Below are 20,726 nucleotides of genomic sequence, written 5' to 3'. Positions count from 1 at the left end.
TTCAAAGTTATTTACGTTTAACTAAAAGGTTGTGATCTTCATCAATCACAATCTTTTTTTATGCGTATAGAACGCAATATATGGCATAAATCAAACTCGGTGGGCTAATTTGTATTGGTCTTTAGTTGTTCTAGTTCTTGGTAAATCCACTCAACAAATTTCTGAATGGTTGGTGAGATGTCTTGGCTTGAGTGGATGAGATAGTATTTTCGGCTACCTTTTAGTTTCTTATTGGAAACAATCACCAGTTCCTTCTTTTGTAGTTCAGATTCAATCAACATTTGCGGAATTAAAGCCATTCCCATGTCATGGCTAGCAGCCACAGCAAGCATTGAAAATAACTCATGGCGCTGACCATCAAAAGGTTTAGGGTGCTGCATGTGATGAGTCAGAAACCATTCTTGCCAAATGCTAGGTCGAGTGGTTTGTTGTAGTAGGGGAATTTTCAGCAAATCTTCCGAGCTTAGATCATAGGTATTTTCATTAATCATTACCGCATATGGAAAATACTTTTCGATGAGTCTTGGTGAGCACACAGGTACAATTTCTTCATCCATTAAATAGTGTGCTTGTATGCCGGGCCAATGGTTAATTTGTTGCTGCGTACCTGCAAAAATAGCGGCATCAAAAATATTGTCATTAAATAAAAAGGGCTTGGTACTGGTTTCTAAATGAACGGTAATTTCAGGATACTTTTGATTTAAAAGATGAAGTTTAGGTAACAGCCAGCGCGTTGCAAAGGTAGGAACCACACCTAACTTTAATGTTCCGCCTAAACCTTTGTGAGAAATCACATCGGCCGTACATTTTTCTAAACCTAATAAATAGGGCTTAATGCTTTTAAAATACTGCTGACCTGCAATGGTCAGCTCGACGCCATGCCGAGTACGTATAAAAAGTTCGACACCCAAGAAATCTTCTAACTGCTGAATTTGGCGCGAAACTGCACTTTGAGTAATGCATAGCTCTTGGGCAGCATAGGTATAACTTAGATGTTTTGCTGCACTTTCAAAGCAAATCAGGCCCTGAATGGACGGGATACTTCTTCGCATAAATAAATCCTTTTATTTGTCGTCATATTTCAAAACAGCATATGACCTAAATGCAGATATCAAAGTTTAGTATAAAAATAAGCCATTTTTAATGAAATACAACGAATTAAATAGTTAAATTTAACGTGACTCATTTTAAATATGCGTAAGTTGCATATCTGCATGAACATTTATCGTTTGATTACTGCATTTTTCACGCATAACATCGAGTTAAATAAAGAAGATCAAATCAAGCAGAGGATGCGATGAATCACATGGTGACAACAAAAAAAGCAAAAGTTCAATTTAACTGGCAAGACCCATTTTTAATTGAGCAGCAGCTTAGCCCAGATGAGCGCATGATTCGTGATGCGGCTCATGCCTATTGCCAAGAACGCTTGCAACCCCGTGTACTTGAACAATTCCGTCATGAAAAAACAGATCCATCTATTTTTCGTGAAATGGGAGAGCTTGGCTTACTAGGTCCAACCATCCCTGAGCAATATGGCGGCGCGGGTTTGAACTATGTGAGTTATGGTCTGGTTGCGCGTGAAATTGAATATGTCGATTCAGGCTATCGCTCTATGGCGAGTGTGCAAAGCTCATTGGTCATGGTTCCGATTCATGAATTTGGTACCGAAGAACAAAAGCAGAAGTACTTACCTAAGCTAGCTACAGGTGAATACATTGGTTGTTTTGGTTTGACTGAACCAGACCATGGTTCAGACCCGGGCAGTATGATTACCCGTGCTAAAAAAGTTGACGGTGGTTATCGTTTAACTGGCGCAAAAATGTGGATTACCAATAGCCCAATTGCTGACGTATTTGTCGTCTGGGCAAAAGAAGTTTCTGCTGAAGGTAATGTGGGTGATATTCGAGGCTTCATTTTAGAAAAGGGCTGGGAAGGTTTATCTGCACCAGCCATTCATGGCAAGGTTGGTTTACGTGCATCGATTACAGGTGAAATTGTAATGGATAACGTATTTGTACCTGAAGAGAATGCATTCCCTGAAATTCGCGGTTTAAAAGGCCCATTTACCTGTTTGAACAGTGCCCGTTATGGTATTGCATGGGGCGCAATGGGAGCTGCCGAGTTCTGCTGGCATACTGCACATCAATACACCATGGACCGCAAACAATTTGGCCGTCCGTTGGCTGCAAATCAGTTAATTCAAAAGAAACTGGCAGATATGCAAACTGAAATTGCATTAGGCTTGCAAGTAGCTTTACGTTTTGGCCGTATGAAAGATGAAGGCATTGCCTCAGTTGAGGGTACATCTCTAATCAAGCGCAACAATTGTGGAAAGGCGCTTGATATTGCTCGTATGGCACGTGACATGATGGGTGGAAACGGCATTAGTGACGAGTTTGGCGTAGCACGTCATTTGGTTAACCTTGAAGTCGTAAATACCTATGAAGGTACACATGACGTTCATGCTTTAATTTTAGGCCGTGCGCAAACAGGCATTGCCGCATTTAGTAACTAACTCATTTATTTTTAAAAGATCGAGGTGTTCTTTCGAGAGCACCTTTAGGGATTTTTACGCAAAAATTTATGGAAAATGACAAGATTCATCGTAAGGATACTCATGTAAAGATGTGCCTCTGTGTACTTAAAACCAAATGTAAAATGATGAAAATATAGAAGATTAAGTCATACAGAAAACATAAGTAGGCTACCGATGACTCATTTGGGAAAATGAGGAACTAAAGATGAACAATGACGTTCAAGTAATATCGAAAGAGTTAAGAACCACATTTCCAAGTAACCTTGGAACATATGAAAAGATTGGACCAAATACATGGAAATGGGCGTTGTTATTTGCCTATTTTGCAATGGTGGTCGATGGCATTGATATTATGCTGCTGTCTTACAGCTTGACCAGTTTAAAGGCAGAGTTTGGTTTAAGTACCTTTCAAGCGGGTGCCTTAGGTAGTGCTTCTTTAGCAGGTATGGGTATTGGCGGAATTTTGGGTGGTTGGGCATGTGACAAGTTTGGTCGCGTACGAACCATTGCCAACTCGGTAACCTTTTTTTCGGTAGCGACCTGTTTATTAGGCTTTACGCAAAGCTTCGAGCAGTTTATGGCTTTACGTTTTATTGGTGCTTTGGGTATTGGAGCACTCTATATGGCTTGTAATACCTTAATGGCTGAATATGTACCAACCACGTACCGGACAACGGTCCTGGGCACGCTACAGACGGGTCAGACCGTAGGTTATATTGCTGCGACGTTATTAGCTGGCGCAATTATTCCAGATCATGGCTGGCGTGTTTTGTTCTTCCTGACCGTGGTGCCTGCTTTTGTAAATATTTTTCTACAACGATTTGTGCCAGAACCAAAATCTTGGCAGCTCACCAAAATTGAAAGCTTGCAAGGCAACAGACAACCTAAAGAAAGAGTGGCGGCTGAAAAGCCGAAAAGTAGCAGCATTTATAAGCAAATTTTTAATAACTTTAAACACCGCAAGATGTTTTTGCTATGGATGACCACAGCATTCTTCTTACAATTTGGTTATTACGGCATTAACAACTGGATGCCAAGTTATTTAGAAACAGAAGTGCATATGAACTTTAAAAACTTAACCAGTTATATGGTGGGTTCATATACTGCAATGATTTTAGGAAAAATTTTAGCGGGTTATCTTGCAGACAAATTTAACCGTCGTGCTGTTTTTGTGTTTGGAACAATTGCCAGCGCCGTGTTCTTACCAATCATTATTTTCTTCAATACCCCTGACAATATTTTATATCTATTAATCACCTTTGGCTTCTTATATGGCATTCCATACGGTGTAAATGCGACTTATATGGCTGAAAGTTTTTCAACCGATGTGCGCGGAACAGCCATTGGTGGTGCTTATAACATTGGTCGTGTCGGGGCAGCGATTGCACCAGCTACCATTGGTTTCTTGGCGTCGGGTGGTACGTTTACCATGGCTTTTATTGTGATGGGCGCTGCGTATTTTGTTGCAGGTGTATTGCCAGGCTTATTTATTAAAGATCGTCAGTACGATCCGCAAAAACAATCATAAACAATGATAAGAAGGTGCTTTGGGCGTCTTCTCAAAGATAAGGGTAGCGTTATGGGTGCATTACAAGGAATTCGGGTTTTAGATTTAAGTCGTGTGCTTGCCGGGCCATGGTGTGGGCAAATTTTGGCAGATCTTGGCGCAGAAGTCATTAAAATTGAACGTCCTCGAGTCGGTGATGATACCCGCATGTGGGGACCACCATGGATGCCCGATCAAGATGGAAACATGACCCGTGAATCTGGCTATTTTCAGTGTACCAACCGAAATAAATATTCGGTTGCGGTCGATATTACGACGTCAGAAGGTCAGGCTTTAATTTATGAAATTGCCAAGACTGCCGATGTCGTTATTGAAAACTATAAGACAGGATCTTTAGCTAAATATGGTTTGGACTATGCATCATTAAGTGAGCTGAACCCGAACATTGTGTATTGCTCGATTACTGGTTTTGGGCAAGATGGCCCACGTGCAGAAGAACCCGGCTATGATTTTATTATTCAAGGTATGTCTGGTTTAATGAGTATTACTGGTGAGCCTGATGATGTAGCAGGTGGCGGCGCACAAAAAGTTGGAGTTGCCGTTGTGGATATTCAAACTGGATTGTATTCAACCATTGCGATTCAGGCGGCCTTGATTGCACGCTCGCACACGGGGTGCGGTCAATATATTGATATGTCATTGCTAGATGTGCAGGTCGCAGCACTGGCAAATCAGGGAATGAACTATTTAGCTTCGGGTAAAGCCCCGCAGCGCATGGGTAATCAACACCCAAGCATTGTGCCGTATCAAACTTTTAAGGCTAAAGATAAAGAATTTATTATTGCTTGTGGTAATGACAAACAGTTTAAAGATTTGTGTATGGCGATTGGTTATCCAGAGTTACTCGAAAATGAAAAGTTTGTGCGTAATCAGGATCGAGTCAAATATAGAGATGAACTGATCCCTTTATTGTCGGAGCATTTTTTGCAAAAAACTGCAAAAGAATGGGTCGACATGATTCATGCCTTAAAAGTACCCGTAGGTGTTATCAACTCTATTGAAGATGCCTTGGATGAACCACAAATCGTACATCGCAATTTGGTGGTCAATATTCCTCATCGTTTAAATGAAAACTTCCAAACCATTGGCTCACCAATCAAGCTGTCTGATACTCCAGTTGAATATCATCACGCACCGCCAGAGCTAGGTGAACATACGGCTCAAATCTTATCGAGATTTAAAACAGCAGAAGAGCTAGCTGAGTTAAAAGAGAAAGGCATTATTGATGGGAAAATTGCTTAAGCTATGGTCGTTTTTAATGTGATTCAATTTAAATGTAAACTGTGATTTGCAATAAATCACAGTTTTTTATTAAAAAATAAGACTCTTAATATTTAAAAATAAGGGGCAGCTCTGGTCTGAAATCATGAATCATTCCTTGAGGCTTATGATCAAAACTAATTTCCATTAAATGCTCTGATCCATCGATGACTTCAAAACTATCAAGCGAATTGAACAGTAATGAAGTTGGGTGCTGTTCTAGGTTTGGTATGGAAACCTTAATCGCGGTGATTTCTGATAAATCTTTGCTATGCACAAGAGGTTGTTGTTTTTCTTTTGCGGCTAGATCTGGTCGTGAAGCAAATGAGAGGAAGAACCACATTGGCTCAGATACAATAGAGTCTTTGGCAACATTTACTTCTAAGTTGGTTGGCAAATAGCTTGGCTTATAAACCCAATTAGGAAATTTTGCGACGTTATCATCTTTATTTTTAGGTCTAAAGCAAATTCCAAAAGGGGATGCGATATTATCTTTAGCACTGAGTCGTTCAAAAAGCAGAGTTGGTTTGGTGAGATTGCTTGAGGCTTCTTCTTGATTATTTAAAAAGATTAACTCGATAAAACTGTTTTTAAAGAAAAAGCGTCTGTTTTCTGTACCTTGACCTGGGTGCTTATTGGATGAACCTTCTGTTAGACCGAATTTTTTTAAAGTTTCAGCTTCGGGAGCGCCTGATTGTACACAAATAAAAATATGGTCCACTTCCATTTTAAGTTCTCATGCTAAAGTTTATGAATATTAAATAATTGATTAATATAATTTTTCATGTTTATCGCAAGTGTTTCATCGAAACCATCGACTAAAAAGCGGCTAATTAATCCTTCAATCACCGTATAGATCAGCTCAGATAAAGTTTCGCCATTGGGCATATTACAGTTTGCCGAAATGAGTTCTTTAATCCATTGTTTATGGGCTTTAGAAATAGAAATAATGTCTTGATCATCTTGGTTAGATTCAGCGACTGCTCTTACAAATAAACAGCCCTTAAAAAAATCTTGTCTAAACCAGTTGGTATGCCAATCCAGAATTTTATTGATGGCCTCTAATCCTGTCGCATTTCCCACATAGCCTAAAAGGCTTTGCTTAAACCGTTCATCACGTGCAACGAGCACAGACTTAACCAATTGATTTTTATTTTTATAGTATGTGTACATCGTGGTTTTAGAGCAGCCGGATTCATCGCGAATCAGGTCGACGCCAACCCCGACAAAACTATTTTCATTAAATAACTTCTCGGCTGTATCTAATATTTTTAAGGCAGATTTTGACATAAAACTTTTCCAAAAAATAAAATAGTACAGATCTGTACTATTTGAAATTTTATCTATATGCTTTTTAAAAAGCAACTTTTTGTTAGAGGAATAAAACCATGTTCTCGATCTTTTATGGCAAAGAAAAACTGGCTCCTTCGCCCAATAAAATTGAGATTTTGAGAAGCCTTGTTGGGGGTACGCTCAGTATTTTTATACTTCTGTGGTTGAGCAAGCTCACAGACAATATTTTTATCATGGCACCGTTTGGTGCGACCTGTGTATTGCTCTATACCGTGTCGCAGTCACCTTTGGCACAGCCCAGAAATATTATATTTGGGCATCTCATCTCGGCTTTTGTCGGTTTGTTTTTTCTAAAATTTATCGGTGTTTCAATTTTTACAATTGCTTTTTCAGTGGGCTGTGCAATAGCACTCATGCAAGTTTTTAAATGTGTTCATCCACCTGCTGGGGCCAATCCTTTGGTTATTTTACTCACTGCAAGCAGCATACATTACGAGTGGAGTTTCTTAATTTTCCCTGCTTTGGTCGGTGCAGTGTCTTTAGTTTTGGTGGCGATGCTGATTAATAATATTAAAGCGAGTACCAAATGGCCGATGTATGGTTTAGGAATTTTAAACAGTAAAAAGTAGTGAAGGTATGAAGTGTTTTGAGCTTAAAAATAATAAAAGTATTCACTATGCCAAGATAGTGAATACTTTTGAATGACATTATGACTTCTTAGAAATACGTTCTTCGATGGCAAATTTGAGTAAAGACGCACTGCGGTAAAAACCGTGTGCGAACTTTCCAAATGGCATGGTAATAAAGAAAGTCATGACCGTGGCTAAATGGAAAATCAGTAAAAGTGCCATGTAAGGGGTATTGCGAAATGCCATGAGTGCTAGCCCTGAAGCGCTAACGATAAGTAGAAGGAAAATAAAGCCTCGATCTACAGGTTTTTGCTCACGGTCACCATGCAACGGATGACGTTTAAGATTTAAATAGAGCAAGCCAGATGGTCCAATCACTAAGCCAATTCCACCCAAAGTTCCTAAAATGACAGGCAAGCTTAGGTAAGGATAAGGTGCATGTAAGTCAAGAAAATAGTGATATAACGTCGCTACACCTGTGGCTGCAAAGCAGAGCATAAAGCCATAAAAAGTTAGGTGATGGAACACACGGCGGATTTGTGTGTAACGGTCATCTTGTTCATTACAACCTTTGCCATGGCCACCATCTAAATATTTAAGCGTTAATACATTTTGGGTGGCTTGAACCAGATCGGGTTTTTCAACTTTGCCATGGATAACTTTAGAAGTTTGTCGCCAAAATTTGCTGATCCCAATAAGTAGTAAAATGATTGCAACCGTAAAGGTAAATCCAAACAGTAGTGCTAAAAAGTTATGTGGGAAAATTGCATAGAAATTACCTTGGTAACCTGCAAATAGGTCGGTGCCTTTGTACCACACCACGGCTAACATGCAAAAAAAGAAAATAAGGGTTAACACTGAAACAAAAGGAATTCCCACAGACTTATAAAGTCGTCCTAGAGGCTGAGGTGTAGCAAACTCTTGGTAAGTTTCTAAACGTACTTGTGCCATCGCTTTTGGAATATTTACACCAAATTCGTGGGGTGGAGCATATTGGCAAGCATGTAAACATGCACCACAGTTATGGCAGAGGTTTGCCATATAATGAATATCGGCTTGGTTAAACTCTAGGCGCTTGGTCATAGCCGAAAATACAGCACAGAATGATTCACAGTAGCGACAAGCATTACAAATCTGTAGGGCTCTTTGGACTTCTTGTTCGTGATCAGAGAGCTGAACAACTGGAATTAAGGCTTTACTATTAGCATTCATGTTCAACTCCTTGTGATAGTGCATACTGGGCTGCATTTTTTCCGGCAATGCGTCCAAACGTCGTTCCGATCGACATGCCAACGCCTGCGGTATAACCCTGACCGAGTACGTTACCTGCCATCATTTCACCTGCGACAAATAGGTTTTGGCTTGCTTTATTGTTAAAACGTACCGCAGCATCATCTTCGACTTTTAAGCCTAAATAGGTAAAGGTAATGCCGGGTTTGAGTGCATAGGCATAGAATGGTGGGCGATCGAGAGGAACGGCCCAGTGGGTTTTGTTGGGCACAATATTTTGGGTGGTGCAGTCATCTAAAACGGTATGGTTAAAGGTGCCTTGCACACAGGCTTGATTAAATTCTTCTACCGTGTGGCATAAGGTTTTTGCATCTAGTCCGATTTTTTCGGCTAACTCTTGAATGCTATTTGCTTTTACACCAGCAAACACAGGTGGCATAAAGCGACCAATCGCTTTTGAATCAATAATCGAATAGGCAATTTGCTGAGGTTGTTTGGCTACAAGACGTCCCCAAATCGCATAACGTTTTGGCCAGAAATCTTCGCCTTCATCGTAAAAACGCTCGGCTTTGTTATTGACCACAATTCCCAATGAAACGCAGTCAATACGTGTACAAATACCGCCGTCATATAATGGTGCTCGTGCATCTACGGCTACGCAATGTGATTGTGATGGGTCACCAATAATATCGGCGCCTTGATCTATCATAAATTTAAGTAAGTTGCCCTGATTAAAGCGGGTTCCACGGATAATGAAATTATCGGCAGGCCATTCGCCGTTTTCATTTTGTCCCCATGCTTCTCTTAACCATTCGAGATTTGATTCAAAACCACCTGCGGCCAATACACAGCTTTTTGCTTTAAATACACGACCATCTTCAGCAATTGCCGCTTCAAAATGCCCTTGATTTAACTTTAGTTCTTTAATTTTTGTGTTGTATAAAATTTCGATACCAAGTTCTTGGGCGCTACGGTAGTAGGCATTAATGAGGGCTTTACCGCCACCCATAAAAAAGGCATTGGTACGTGCAACATGCAAAGCACCCGATAGCGGTGGCTGAAAATTCACACCATGTTTACGCATCCAGTCGCGGCAGGAGGCAGTGCTACGAATGACCAAACGCGCTAAGTGTTCATTGGTTTTTCCAGCAGTTACTTTAAGTAGGTCTTGCCAATATTCTTCTTCGGGGTAGGCATCAACCAATACGTCTTGAGGAGCATCATGCATGCAGCGAAGGTTACGAGTGTGTTGTGAGTTACCACCACGCCACTCTGTAGGGGCTGCTTCTATGACAAGCACAGAAGCGCCACTTTCTTTTGCTGTGAGCGCGGCACACAGCGCAGCATTCCCACCACCAATTACAATCACATCATGCATCGATTTCTCCCTTTCTCAGCTAGGGCTAATGTAGCTTTAAAAGGAAAGGTGAAGTGAGAGGCTAGGCTTGAATAGGTGTTTAGTAAAAATAAATACTAATCGCTTAAGTGTTTATGAGTTTCGCACCAGGCCAGCGACTTTCATTAATCAGGTTGGTGACACAGGCACGAATTACTACTTTAGTGGCTAAAGTAGCAGGTGAGAGCTCTTCTTCAGAGAGACTGATTAAATAGTTAATACGCTCAATAGCAGGTTCTATAACGCGTAGCAGGCATAAGTCTTGTCGTGAGTTTAATGATGCACCTGCGGGTTGAATGGTTGCCATTTCGAGTTGGCTAATGCTTTCCATTAATAAATGTAGCCCATCAATTTCATAGGCCACTTTAAGTTGGTGAATTTTCTGTTCGAGCAATAAACGCAGTCCATGTCGTTGGCTCGGTAAAATAAGAGGAAGTTCTTTAAGCTGCGAATGAGTAATGGTTTGAGTATCGATACAGCTTTCAAGGTCGTACTGACTCAGCACTTCTTTTGGTGAGATTAAAAACATTTGTTCTTTGACTAAAGGCTGTATGGCCCATTGTGGGTCGACATCGTCACTAAAGATGATAGCTACATCGAGCTGTCTTGCATTGACTAAGGCTTTGAGATCACCCGATAAACCTTCAATTAAACGGACTTTAATATCGGGATAACGATTTCTCATGAGTTTTAAAAAGTGTGTACCAATAACCGCTGCAACACTGGGTGAAAACCCCACGGTGACATGACCACTTAAACGTGAGGAATGCGCAGAATCTACTGCATGGTCTAAGTGCCTAAGTGCCAGTTGAACCTGTTGAAAAAAAGCTAAACCCGCAGGGGTGGGAACCGTACCCAGAGCGGTGCGTTGTAAAAGGCGAATAGAAAGTTCGCTTTCTAATTTTGAGATTTGTTGACTTAATGCAGACGTTCCAATATCGAGATTTTTTGCAGCTTTCCCCAAGCTTCCTGACTCGATCACTGCAATAAAATACTTTAATTGTTTGAGTTCCACGGCAAATACTACATTAACCTTTATGGATTAATTCTACACTGGTTTATCACTCAACATTTTATTCTATTATGCTGACTGAACTACTAAAAGAGAAAAGGCAACATCACCTCAAGATGCTGCCTTTTAGGACTTTTATTGTTTAACCTGCTCAAGACCCTGTTCTTCAATAATATGTGTGGCTTGAGGTGATTTCACAAACTTGATTAACTCTTTTGCGGCTTTTTCATGTTCCGAGCCTTTACCAATACCAGCAGCAAATACGGTAACTTTTTGATATGGTGCTGGGATTGGGCCAACTAATTCAACCTGACCATATTTGCCGGTAAAAGGTTTGATTTCACTAATTTGCTGGAACCCGATATCAAACTGACCTTCAGCAATGCGTTTTGCAACACGATCACCGACTACTTTTTCAGCCTTGCTTGAAATGATTTTATATTCCACAGGTGGGAAGCTTGGGAAAACATCTTTTTCAAGATGTGTACCGCTCGCACTTGCTGAATAGCCTATGTGCTTGGCACTTAATAAAACTTTTTCGAATTTTTCTGCAGAGCTGATATCTGGCTTTGGCGCGCCTTTTGGAACAGCCATACCAATGCTTGAATTTACTAAAGCACTTTGTGAAGTAGGGTCTACATAACCCTTTTCTGTGAGCTTGTTGAGTTCAGGAGCAGCCAAGATCACCACATCAAAGCGTTCACCACGATCAAGTCGATTTGGAATTGCAGTTGGTGATGCACCCATTGATGAACCAGACGAGAGGTGAACAGTGTGACCAGTTTGTTTTTCAAATAATGGAATGAGTTTTTCAATAGATGAATAGAAACCACCTGAGCTAATCACTTCGATTGTATCTGCGTTAGCAAGGGTTGAGCCTAAGCCTACACCAGCTAGGCAAATGGTCATGAAGATAGGGGACTTTTTCATAGTATCTCGCTTTAATGACAGGAGAACACAGTACGGAGACGTAAGATCTGCCGTACTGTTCATTAAAATTTCAGGTTAAGTCGTTTTTTGTTTTAAGCGCTGATTTTTGCAGTTTCAGCAATCGAGTCAGTTTTCTTCTGTTTAGAACCACGGCTTAGATATAAGCTTGAGATTAAGCTACATACCGCAGCGAGCATGAGCCACAAAGCTGGTGTACTTGCATTGCCTGTATTTTCGACAAGGAAGGTGCAAGCCATTGGGGTCATACCGCCAAAAATAGCGGCTGCAAGGCTGAATGCTAAAGAAAAGCCAACTGTACGTACACGTTTTGGCATCACTTCGGCAAGTGTTGCGACCATGGTTCCGTTATACATACCAAAGAAGAAAGAGAAGTAAGCAAGCGTAATAAGTAGGTTCGTGAAGCTAATATCGCTGACTAACCAGCTTAAAACTGGATAACTTGTGAAGATCGCAAGTGTAGTAATGCCTACGAGAACCGGACGACGACCAATTTTGTCTGAAAGTAGGCCACCCATTGGCAACCATATGAAATTAGACAAACCAACAAACACAGTTGCTAAAAGACTATCTGTGACTGACATTTCTAAAGTACGTTTTGCATACACTGTGGTGTAAACCGTAATAAAGTAGAAAGTGGTCGTAGTCATCGCACTCATCATCATACCTGCAAGTACGATGCGCCAGTTGTTCGCCAGTGTGCTGAAAATTTCTTTTGTTGAAGGATGAGTCTTTTGCGCTTTAAAGTCTTCAGTTTCCTCTAAAGTACGACGGAACAAGAAGATTAAAGGAATAATCAAACAACCAATTAAGAAAGGAATACGCCAGCCCCATTCACCTACTTGAGCAGTAGTTAAAATGGTGTTGAGCCCGTAACCAAGTAATGCGGCAAATACAACGGCAACTTGTTGGCTGCCAGACTGCCAGCTGGTAATAAATCCACGGTTTTTATCTGTTGCAATTTCAGCTAGATAAATAGATACACCGCCAGATTCAACACCTGCCGAGAAGCCTTGTAATAGACGGCCAATCACCACCAAGATCGGCGCGATAATACCTATGGTTTCATATCCCGGCACAAAGGTAATTAAGATGGTACCGATTGCCATAAGGCTTAAAGTAACAATGAGGCCTTTACGACGACCAACTCTATCGACATACGCGCCCAAAAAAATAGCCCCGAGAGGACGCATAAGAAAGCCCGCAGCAAACACGGTAAATGTCATCATTAAAGAGACATATTCATTTTCAGAGTGGAAAAATTTTGCCGCGATATAGGTGGCGTAGAAACCGAAAAGAAAAAAATCGTACTGCTCTAAAAAATTGCCACTCGTTACATTTAATATTTTTTTAAAAGTAGCCCTACGCTTATTCACGACATCCATTGGAGACCTCCTTGGCCTGACAAAATGGAAACATTCACGATCTTCAATGCATGGATTTAAATAGAATTTAATAAATCTCAAGACCAAATGGGCTAGAGATGAGATTTAAAGAGATCCTTCAGAGAAAATGTGATGCCTTGTTTCCAGTTCAAACTACACATCTATATTTTGATAAACAGAAAACTATTTATCATTCGACAGAAAATGTAATCTCAAACAGTACAGAGGAGTGAGAGGACAAAATTAATTAGGTATTTAATAAAATTAATGGGTTTTTATAAAATAATTTCAGAACACGGCCAAATTTGATTTTGAATTAGTTCTTTTACACAGGCCTTAATGGCTGACTTTGCAGCAAGTGCAGCAGGTGATAATTCTTCTTCGGCAAGGCTCACCAAGTAATTGATTCGCTCAACTTCGGGTTCTACCAATTTCAGCAATTGAAGCTTATGTTTGTACTCTTGCAGACAAGCACTACCAGGACGAACACTGGCAAGATCAAGGTGAATCAGGCTGTCCATAAGTAAGTGTAGGCCATCAATTTCATAGACGACATTCAGCTGTCCAATCTTATGTTCAAGTAGCTTTCTTAAGCTATGGCGCTGACGTGGCAATACTAAAGGAATGTCACCAATTTGCTGCGACTGAATAATTCCACTTTTAATGCATTCGGCAAGGCCATATTCTTCTAGTACTTCCTTTCGTGCCATTAAATACATTTGCTCGCGTACCAAGGGTTGAATTGACCACTGTTTATCAATTTCATTGGTAAAAATAATCGCAATATCGAGCTGACGCGAGTTAATGGCTTGAATGAGGTTACCCGAAAGCGTCTCGACAATTTCAAGGCGAATGTCTGGGTAACGTTCAGACATTAGTTTCATTAAAGGGATACCAATTAAAGCGGTAATGGTCGGTGGAAAACCAAGGCTGACATGACCTGAAAGTCGCGCAGAATGAGCAGCATCTATGGCAAAGTTCACTTGACGTAAAATGAGTTGAGAGTGTTTTAAAAAGGCGAGACCTGCGGGAGTAGTGGTGACACCAAAAGCATTACGTTGTAACAAACGAATGCTTAGCTCCTGTTCGAGCTTACTAATTTGCTGACTAATGGCTGAAGCGCCCACATCAAGTTTCTGGGCTGCCTTACCAATACTGCCTGATTCAACGACTGTCAAAAAATACTTAATTTGCTTGATTTCCATATATAAATTTCCGTATTAATTTTAGTAAGCGTCAAACCTGCTCGATTTTTTGTATATTAACAGCTGTATATTCTCTTATAAATAATTACCCATTCTTATGAAATTAATCTTTAGCTTAATATTCCAAGAACAATAAAACCGATCTTTTTATAGATCCCAGCTTCCCATTAAGCGGCATAGCTATTTAATTTTACTAATGCCCCCTTTAAATTGTTGGTATCACGATGATTTATTGTTCTGTGCTTTAATCCTCCTAAGTTCGAAAGGGAGAAGATTAAATGCATGATGCACTTTGTTTTTTATCAATATTATTAGCCCCAGCATTTTAAGCTGTTCTGCAAGTGTTTGATTGCTCATTTATAAACTTACTGAATGTCAGGATTTTTCCTTCACTAGGCCAGTTGTTTTAGCAGCTTAATTCATAATTTTTATTGTAACGCAGCATTATTGAAGTTCGCAGCCGAAGAGTGCAGCAAAACATAAGATCAAAACTAAATAACCAGTAAGCATAATCGCGCCAAGGAGGCCGATGCTGATATTGGTAAAACCAAAATATGAATAGATGAAACACGTTATAAGGATGTATGTAACATGAAAAATTTAAAATTACTCGCATTGGCATGTGTCAGTGTGACCATGGTTGGCTGTGGCTCCGGAAATGCCTCTAAAGAAGCTGGACAACCAAAACGACCAGAATGTATCGCCCCAGCCAAGCCCGGTGGTGGCTTTGATATGACCTGTAAACTCATACAATCTGGCTTTCAAAAAACAGAGTTGATCAAAGATCCAATCCGCGTAACGTATATGCCTGGAGGAGTAGGTGCTGTAGCCTATAATAAGATTGTAAATAGTGATCCTGCTAATAATAATGCCGTAGTTGCTTTCTCGACAGGTTCACTCTTGAACTTAGCACAAGGAAAATTCGGGCACTTTACTGAAAAAGATGTGAAATGGTTGTCTGGGGTCGCCGTCGATTATGGTCTAGTTTCGGTACATAAAGACTCACCATTGAAAAACCTTGATGACTTGATGAAAGCACTTCAAGAAAATCCAAAAGCACTTAGCTTTGGTGGTGCAGGAAGTGTGGGTGGTCAAGACTGGATGCAAACCGCAATGTTGGCCAAAAAAGCAGGTATTAGTCCTGCTGAATTAAGATTTGTCGCACTTGAAGGTGGAGGGGAAGTGCTGACTTCATTACTTGGACAGCACATTCAAGTCGGCGTAGGTAATGTCAGTGAAGTAAGCTCATACCTAGAGTCTGGCGATATTCGGGTTTTAGCAGTTTTTGCAAACAAGCGTTTAGATGGGAAATTCTCAAAATTACCTACGGCAAAAGAGCAAGGCTATGACATAGAGTGGCCAGTCATCCGTGGTTTCTATATGGGCCCACAGGTCAGTGATGAAGCGTATGGCTGGTGGAAAAATGCCTTTGATAAAATGATGGTGGACCAGAAATTTAAAGCAGTACGTGAAAAACAAGATTTGCTCCCATTTCAACTGACAGGTGAAGAACTCACCGCTTATGTATATAAACAGACCGCAGAAATGCGTCAGTTATCGCAAGAATACAAATTATCAAAATAACAAATGGACTGAGTTGAGAAGTGATTTTTCAGCTCAGTTTTTTTTTGAGGATAGATGATGAAATCTGAACGGATTCTTACGGCCATTATGGCGGTTTGCGGATTATTTTTGTTGATCTACGCAAGCAATTTTGAAGCACCAATTTCCTACGATCCAGTAGGACCAAAAGCTTTTCCCATTCTATTAATGGGGTTAATCACAGTGAGTGCAATCTATCTCACTGTACGGCCTGCCATTATGTTCGAACCCGTTGAGCTGGGGTGGACAAAACATCTGGTTATGAAGTTAGCGTTGTGTGCAGTGGCTTTAACGCTATATGCATTAGTTTTTGAATGGCTAGGCTTTATTGTGGCAACCCTGTTGATGACCATTGCAGTGGGCAAACTTTTCCATGGCAAAACCATACCAGTTCTGGTGACAAGCTTAGTACTCAGCTTGAGTACCTACTATATGTTTGATCGTTTCTTGGATGTGCCGTTACCACTTGGATTTTTTGGTTAAGGATGACCCGATATGGATGTATTAAGTTTTTTGATGATGGGGTTTGAGGTTGCCTTGCAACCGCAGAATCTTTTAATTGCTTTTATTGGCGCATTTATTGGAACGATTGTAGGGCTATTGCCGGGTTTAGGTCCAATTAATGGTGTGGCAATTTTATTGCCATTTGCTTACGCCTTGGGTTTACCTGTAGATAGTGCTTTGATTTTATTGGCAGCAGTTTATTTGGGCTGCGAATATGGCGGACGTATTTCAGCGATTTTATTAAACGTACCCGGAGATGCTGGGGCCATTATGACCACATTAGATGGTTATCCATTGGCACAGCAAGGAAAGGCTGGCATCGCGTTGTCTTTATCTTCAGTCAGTTCCTTTGTAGGAAGTACTGTTGCCTTTATTGGGATTGTATTGTTTGCTCCGATATTGGCGAAATGGGCAATTGCGTTTGGGCCAGCTGAATATTTTGCTCTGATGGTCTTTGCAATTGTTTGTTTAACAGGTTTAGTTAGTACGCAGCCTTTTAAAACTTTAATTATGGCACTCATGGGCTTAGCTCTTGCAACGGTGGGAATGGATGCCATTACAGGGGTGTATCGTTTTACTTTTAACAGTGTCGGTTTAAGTGACGGAATTGCTTTCACAACGTTAGTCATTGGATTATTTAGCGTAAGTGAAATTTTATTACTACTCGAACGCACGACAATTGGTCAAGTTGCTTTAAAACAAGGAAAACGTTCCCTTTTTAATCTTAAAGAGTTCTTTTTCTCTTTAGCAGCTATCATCCGCAGTTCAGTGATTGGTTTCTTCTTGGGTATTCTCCCGGGTGCAGGTGCAACAGTTGCAAGTGCAATGGCCTATACCACTGAACGAAAAATGGCAAAGGATAGTAGCAAGTTTGGTAAAGGTGACTTACGTGGTCTTGCTGCACCAGAAAGTGCGAATAACGCAGCGGCTTGTGGTTCATTTGTACCTATGTTGACACTAGGTGTTCCTGGTTCAGGTACTACGGCGGTAATGATGGGTGCATTGCTTATGTATAACATTGCGCCAGGTCCACAGTTATTTGTTCAGCAACCTGTACTCGTGTGGTCACTCATTGCATCGCTTATGGTGGGTAATATTATTCTGTTGGTATTGAACTTGCCATTGGTGGGTTTCTTTGCCCGCATGTTGAGTATTCCTAATTATATTTTGATCCCGATCATCGCAAGTGTTAGTTTTGTTGGTGTGTATGCTATTCATAGCAACATCTTTGACTTGCTGTTATGCATGGGCTTGGGTGTAGTTGGATATATTCTAAGAAAATTTGATTTCCCATTAGCACCATTGATTCTTGGTTTTGTACTAGGAGAGTTGATGGAGTCAAACTTACGTCGTGCTTTGTCGATTTCTCAAGGGGAACTTGATGTCTTATGGAGCAGTAACATTAGTATGGGTCTTTGGATTATGTCGGGATTGTTGTTGATCTTGCCAATTGTTCGTAAGTACTTGTTTATCAAAAAGCAACAAGCTTAATAGGACAGCAATAATGGTCAGCATTGGTTGACTGTTATTGCTCAGAATTATGGAAAAAATAAGCTCAAATCTCAAAGGATTAGCAATTGCTCTGGTCGGAGCTTTAATTGCCAAATATTTGCATATTCCCTTGCCTTGGTTGCTTGGGCCTTTATTGACGGCTTTATTGTTCGGTAGCGTTGGTCATCCACTTGCCTGTGACCCTCGTTGGCGACGTATAGGGCAGGTCATTATTGGAATGGCTCTAGGCCTATACTTTACACAAGCGTTGGTACAGGCAGTGGCATCATATTGGGGCTTTATTCTCATTGGGATGGTGTGGTCACTTGTGTTGGGTACATTGCTGGCCGGATTGCAATATCGAGTTAATGCCTTGGATTGGGCAACCGCATGGTTTTCTTCAGCGATCGGCAGTGCCAGTGAAATGGTCAATATTGCTGAACGATACCAAGTACAAGTCGATAAAGTGGTTGCTGCACATAGTTTGAGAATTGTGATTCTGGTGGTGCTGGTTCCAATCTTTATGGAACTTTATTTTCATGTCGAATGGACTGGTTTAAAAATACTAGCGTCCGATCAATTTAGCTTTTTGCAGGTCGTATTGCTGTTTTGTCTGGCTCTATTGATAGGTCAAGTTTTTCAATTTTTTAATATTCTGAATGCATGGATTTTAGGGCCACTCGCGATTATCGGATTGTTATCATTCTTTGGGATACTTCAGATGAGATTGCCTGAATGGTTTACTGCTTTTGGTCAAGTCTGTATTGGTTGGTCATTAGGCAGTAAATTTCCATTTAGCTTTTTAAGAAAAAATAAAAAATTTATTGGAATCACACTGATATTCAATTTACTGGCTTTAGTGTTATCAATAAGCGTTGCTTTATTACTCATCAATTTAAGTCATACAGAAAAACAAATCTTGATTTTAGGCCTTTCACCCGGAGGCATTGCAGAAATGTCACTGATGGCTAAAGCTCTCGGGCTCGCAGTACCCATTGTCGTTTCCTTTCAACTCTCAAGATTAATTTTCGTAATTCTCACTACACGCTTTTTTTATCAATACAGTCTGCAATTGTTTTTTAAATCTAAAAAGTAAGCCCTTTTTTAATATAAAAACTTTGTTGTGCTTACCGCTACACAAACCATAACTTTTCAATATGGCATCTACGGTCAAATCATTGGCGTTTGGAGCTAAGCAGAAGCATTCAAATCTACATAAAGTGAGGAATCAAAATAAAAAATATCCAGGATGGATTTATGAGTTTTGTTGTGAATAAAAAAATATTGATCTTAGGAATAATTTCAATTTGCACAAGCACATTACATGCTGCTGCATTTGATAAAACAGGGCAGTCTGTAGCAGCATTTTTACAATCAGGCAATTATTTTGAAGCAAGTTTAGGAATCACAGACACCGATTTAAGTGGTGTAGAGTCGGGTACAAACCCGTCACATCATTCAATTTCAGATATCGCCAATACAGACTATCGACCTACCGCAGCGTTAAAACTACAGTTAGCACCGCAGTATTCATTTGGCTTGCTGTATGATCAACCTTTTGGTGCCGACACTGAGTATTCAGGTCTAAATGGCTTTGTCGCAACGCCAAAAGACACGGTGATGTTACCCGGCATTACAACCGCAGGGCTTGCCAATGCTACTTCTGGTCAAGTGCCCACAGGAAATGCAAAATCAGAATTTGATATACAAAATTTAAGCTTTATTTGGGGATATCAACCCACAAAAAACTGGAATCTTTATGCAGGGCCAGTTTATCAGAGCTTTAAAAGTCAGGTTGAATTAAGAGGTAATGTATTTAGTCTTTACAACGGCTATGACTTTCACACCAAAACTGTAGGTGACTTGGGGTGGTTAGCGGGGCTTGCCTACCAGATTCCTGAAAAAGCTGTGAAAGTCTCATTAACTTATCGCTCGGCCATTACTCATAAAGTAAATGCCACTGAAAACGCTCCCCTTATTGATATGTTAAACACTCAACAAGGTCGTGATTTAGTTAATCAGCATTTAGACTACATGATTTCTATTGGGCAGATGACTTCACAAAAGAAGGCTTACTTAAATCAGATTATTGCCAATTTGCCCAAACAAGAAGATACAGGTACAACAAAGTTTAAGTCTCCAGATTCAGTAAATTTAGAGTTTCAAACAGGACTTCGTCAGGGGACCTTATTGTTTGGGAGCATACGCTGGGTAAATTGGAGTGATCTTGCTCTACAGCCTTATCGCTTTGGTGAAATTTCAAAAGTTGTTGGAGTGTTATCGACGCCGAGCCGCCCAGAAGGCTTTAATTTGGTTCGCTACTATGATGATCAATGGTCTTTAAATTTAGGGGTTGGACAACGATTTTCACCTAAATGGTTAGGTTCTGTATCGGTAGGTTGGGACTCGGGAGCAGGCGATAAGGTGTCAACAGGTGGGCCAAGTAAGGGATATTACAATTTAGGCGTGGGTGCTCAATATAGCCCGACATCACAATACTTTATTTCTGGTGGCGTGAAGTATTTCTGGTTAGGCGATGCAAAAGCTCAGCTTGGCGCGCAGGCAGGTAGTGATTATTATGTAGGAGGGTTTAAGGATAATCACTCTTTAAGCTATGGATTAAAAATAGGATATAAATTCTAAATAATACAAAAAATTAAAAGAG

At 40.4% G+C, this 20,726-nt stretch carries 17 protein-coding genes and 1 pseudogene; 9 read left to right on the top strand and 9 right to left on the bottom strand.

Annotated elements, in window-relative coordinates:
* Positions 1 to 104: 104 nt before the first annotated feature.
* The gene (locus AWW73_RS08645) at positions 105 to 1,052 is read right to left on the bottom strand and encodes a LysR substrate-binding domain-containing protein (RefSeq protein ID WP_062849415.1); all 948 of its coding nucleotides are present in this window, start codon (positions 1,050 to 1,052) and stop codon (positions 105 to 107) included.
* A gap of 245 nt (positions 1,053 to 1,297) precedes the next feature.
* Between AWW73_RS08645 and AWW73_RS08640 the strand changes: the two genes are divergently transcribed.
* The 3 genes from AWW73_RS08640 (at position 1,298) to AWW73_RS08630 (ending at position 5,348) form a co-directional block, all read left to right on the top strand.
* The gene (locus AWW73_RS08640) at positions 1,298 to 2,518 is read left to right on the top strand and encodes an acyl-CoA dehydrogenase (protein ID WP_062849414.1); all 1,221 of its coding nucleotides are present in this window, start codon (positions 1,298 to 1,300) and stop codon (positions 2,516 to 2,518) included.
* A 226-nt stretch (positions 2,519 to 2,744) separates the two neighbouring features.
* Positions 2,745 to 4,067: an MFS transporter gene (locus AWW73_RS08635; protein ID WP_062849413.1), complete on the top strand. Its 1,323-nt coding sequence runs from the start codon at positions 2,745 to 2,747 to the stop codon at positions 4,065 to 4,067.
* Positions 4,068 to 4,118: 51 nt separating this feature from the next.
* Positions 4,119 to 5,348 carry a CaiB/BaiF CoA transferase family protein gene (locus AWW73_RS08630; RefSeq protein WP_062849412.1) on the top strand — a complete coding sequence of 410 codons (1,230 nt, stop codon included), beginning with the start codon at positions 4,119 to 4,121 and terminating at the stop codon, positions 5,346 to 5,348.
* 85 nt (positions 5,349 to 5,433) lie between these two features.
* On the opposite strand, the gene AWW73_RS08625 is transcribed toward AWW73_RS08630, so the two are convergent.
* Entirely contained in the window at positions 5,434 to 6,093 is a 660-nt protein-coding gene (locus AWW73_RS08625) for a VOC family protein (protein ID WP_062849411.1), read from the bottom strand.
* 14 nt (positions 6,094 to 6,107) lie between these two features.
* The gene (locus AWW73_RS08620; protein ID WP_062849410.1) at positions 6,108 to 6,656 is read right to left on the bottom strand and encodes a TetR/AcrR family transcriptional regulator; all 549 of its coding nucleotides are present in this window, start codon (positions 6,654 to 6,656) and stop codon (positions 6,108 to 6,110) included.
* Between the two features lie 98 nt (positions 6,657 to 6,754).
* Here AWW73_RS08620 and AWW73_RS08615 point away from each other — a divergent pair, with 98 nt between their 5' ends.
* The gene (locus tag AWW73_RS08615) at positions 6,755 to 7,288 is read left to right on the top strand and encodes an HPP family protein (RefSeq protein WP_062849409.1); all 534 of its coding nucleotides are present in this window, start codon (positions 6,755 to 6,757) and stop codon (positions 7,286 to 7,288) included.
* Between the two features lie 78 nt (positions 7,289 to 7,366).
* Here the strand turns inward: AWW73_RS08615 and tcuB are convergent, their stop codons facing one another.
* The 6 genes from tcuB to AWW73_RS08585 form a co-directional block, all read right to left on the bottom strand.
* Positions 7,367 to 8,500 carry a tricarballylate utilization 4Fe-4S protein TcuB gene (gene tcuB, locus AWW73_RS08610; protein WP_062849408.1) on the bottom strand — a complete coding sequence of 378 codons (1,134 nt, stop codon included), beginning with the start codon at positions 8,498 to 8,500 and terminating at the stop codon, positions 7,367 to 7,369.
* Positions 8,490 to 9,896, bottom strand: a complete 1,407-nt coding sequence (gene tcuA, locus AWW73_RS08605) for an FAD-dependent tricarballylate dehydrogenase TcuA (RefSeq protein ID WP_062849407.1) — start codon at positions 9,894 to 9,896, stop codon at positions 8,490 to 8,492. Before tcuA ends, tcuB begins: the two co-directional genes overlap by 11 nt.
* A 103-nt stretch (positions 9,897 to 9,999) precedes the next feature.
* Positions 10,000 to 10,929, bottom strand: coding sequence for a LysR family transcriptional regulator (locus tag AWW73_RS08600; protein ID WP_062849406.1), 930 nt, complete (start codon positions 10,927 to 10,929; stop codon positions 10,000 to 10,002).
* A 132-nt stretch (positions 10,930 to 11,061) separates the two neighbouring features.
* Positions 11,062 to 11,856, bottom strand: coding sequence for a substrate-binding domain-containing protein (locus AWW73_RS08595; RefSeq protein WP_062849405.1), 795 nt, complete (start codon positions 11,854 to 11,856; stop codon positions 11,062 to 11,064).
* Between the two features lie 92 nt (positions 11,857 to 11,948).
* Positions 11,949 to 13,259 carry an MFS transporter gene (gene tcuC / locus AWW73_RS08590; RefSeq protein ID WP_062849404.1) on the bottom strand — a complete coding sequence of 437 codons (1,311 nt, stop codon included), beginning with the start codon at positions 13,257 to 13,259 and terminating at the stop codon, positions 11,949 to 11,951.
* Between the two features lie 275 nt (positions 13,260 to 13,534).
* Positions 13,535 to 14,464, bottom strand: coding sequence for a LysR family transcriptional regulator (locus AWW73_RS08585; protein ID WP_031947444.1), 930 nt, complete (start codon positions 14,462 to 14,464; stop codon positions 13,535 to 13,537).
* 554 nt (positions 14,465 to 15,018) lie between these two features.
* On the opposite strand from AWW73_RS08585, the pseudogene AWW73_RS08580 reads away from it, so the two are divergent.
* The 5 genes and pseudogenes from AWW73_RS08580 to AWW73_RS08560 all read left to right on the top strand — a co-directional run bounded on the left by AWW73_RS08580 (position 15,019) and on the right by AWW73_RS08560 (position 20,704).
* Positions 15,019 to 16,048 (top strand): annotated as a pseudogene (locus AWW73_RS08580) (Bug family tripartite tricarboxylate transporter substrate binding protein).
* A gap of 54 nt (positions 16,049 to 16,102) precedes the next feature.
* A complete protein-coding gene (locus tag AWW73_RS08575) occupies positions 16,103 to 16,549 on the top strand; it encodes a tripartite tricarboxylate transporter TctB family protein (protein ID WP_079748260.1) in 447 nt (148 codons plus the stop codon).
* Between the two features lie 12 nt (positions 16,550 to 16,561).
* Positions 16,562 to 18,061, top strand: a complete 1,500-nt coding sequence (locus tag AWW73_RS08570; RefSeq protein WP_016144426.1) for a tripartite tricarboxylate transporter permease — start codon at positions 16,562 to 16,564, stop codon at positions 18,059 to 18,061.
* A gap of 49 nt (positions 18,062 to 18,110) precedes the next feature.
* Positions 18,111 to 19,157: an AbrB family transcriptional regulator gene (locus AWW73_RS08565; protein WP_031947447.1), complete on the top strand. Its 1,047-nt coding sequence runs from the start codon at positions 18,111 to 18,113 to the stop codon at positions 19,155 to 19,157.
* Between the two features lie 161 nt (positions 19,158 to 19,318).
* Entirely contained in the window at positions 19,319 to 20,704 is a 1,386-nt protein-coding gene (locus AWW73_RS08560) for an outer membrane protein transport protein (RefSeq protein WP_062849403.1), read from the top strand.
* Positions 20,705 to 20,726 lie beyond the last annotated feature (22 nt).

The organism is Acinetobacter lactucae (assembly GCF_001605885.1).
In the GTDB taxonomy this organism is placed as follows: Bacteria; Pseudomonadota; Gammaproteobacteria; order Pseudomonadales; family Moraxellaceae; genus Acinetobacter; species Acinetobacter lactucae.
The sequence above is the reverse complement of the archived record's forward strand: the minus strand, read 5'-3'. Positions and strand labels throughout refer to the sequence as shown.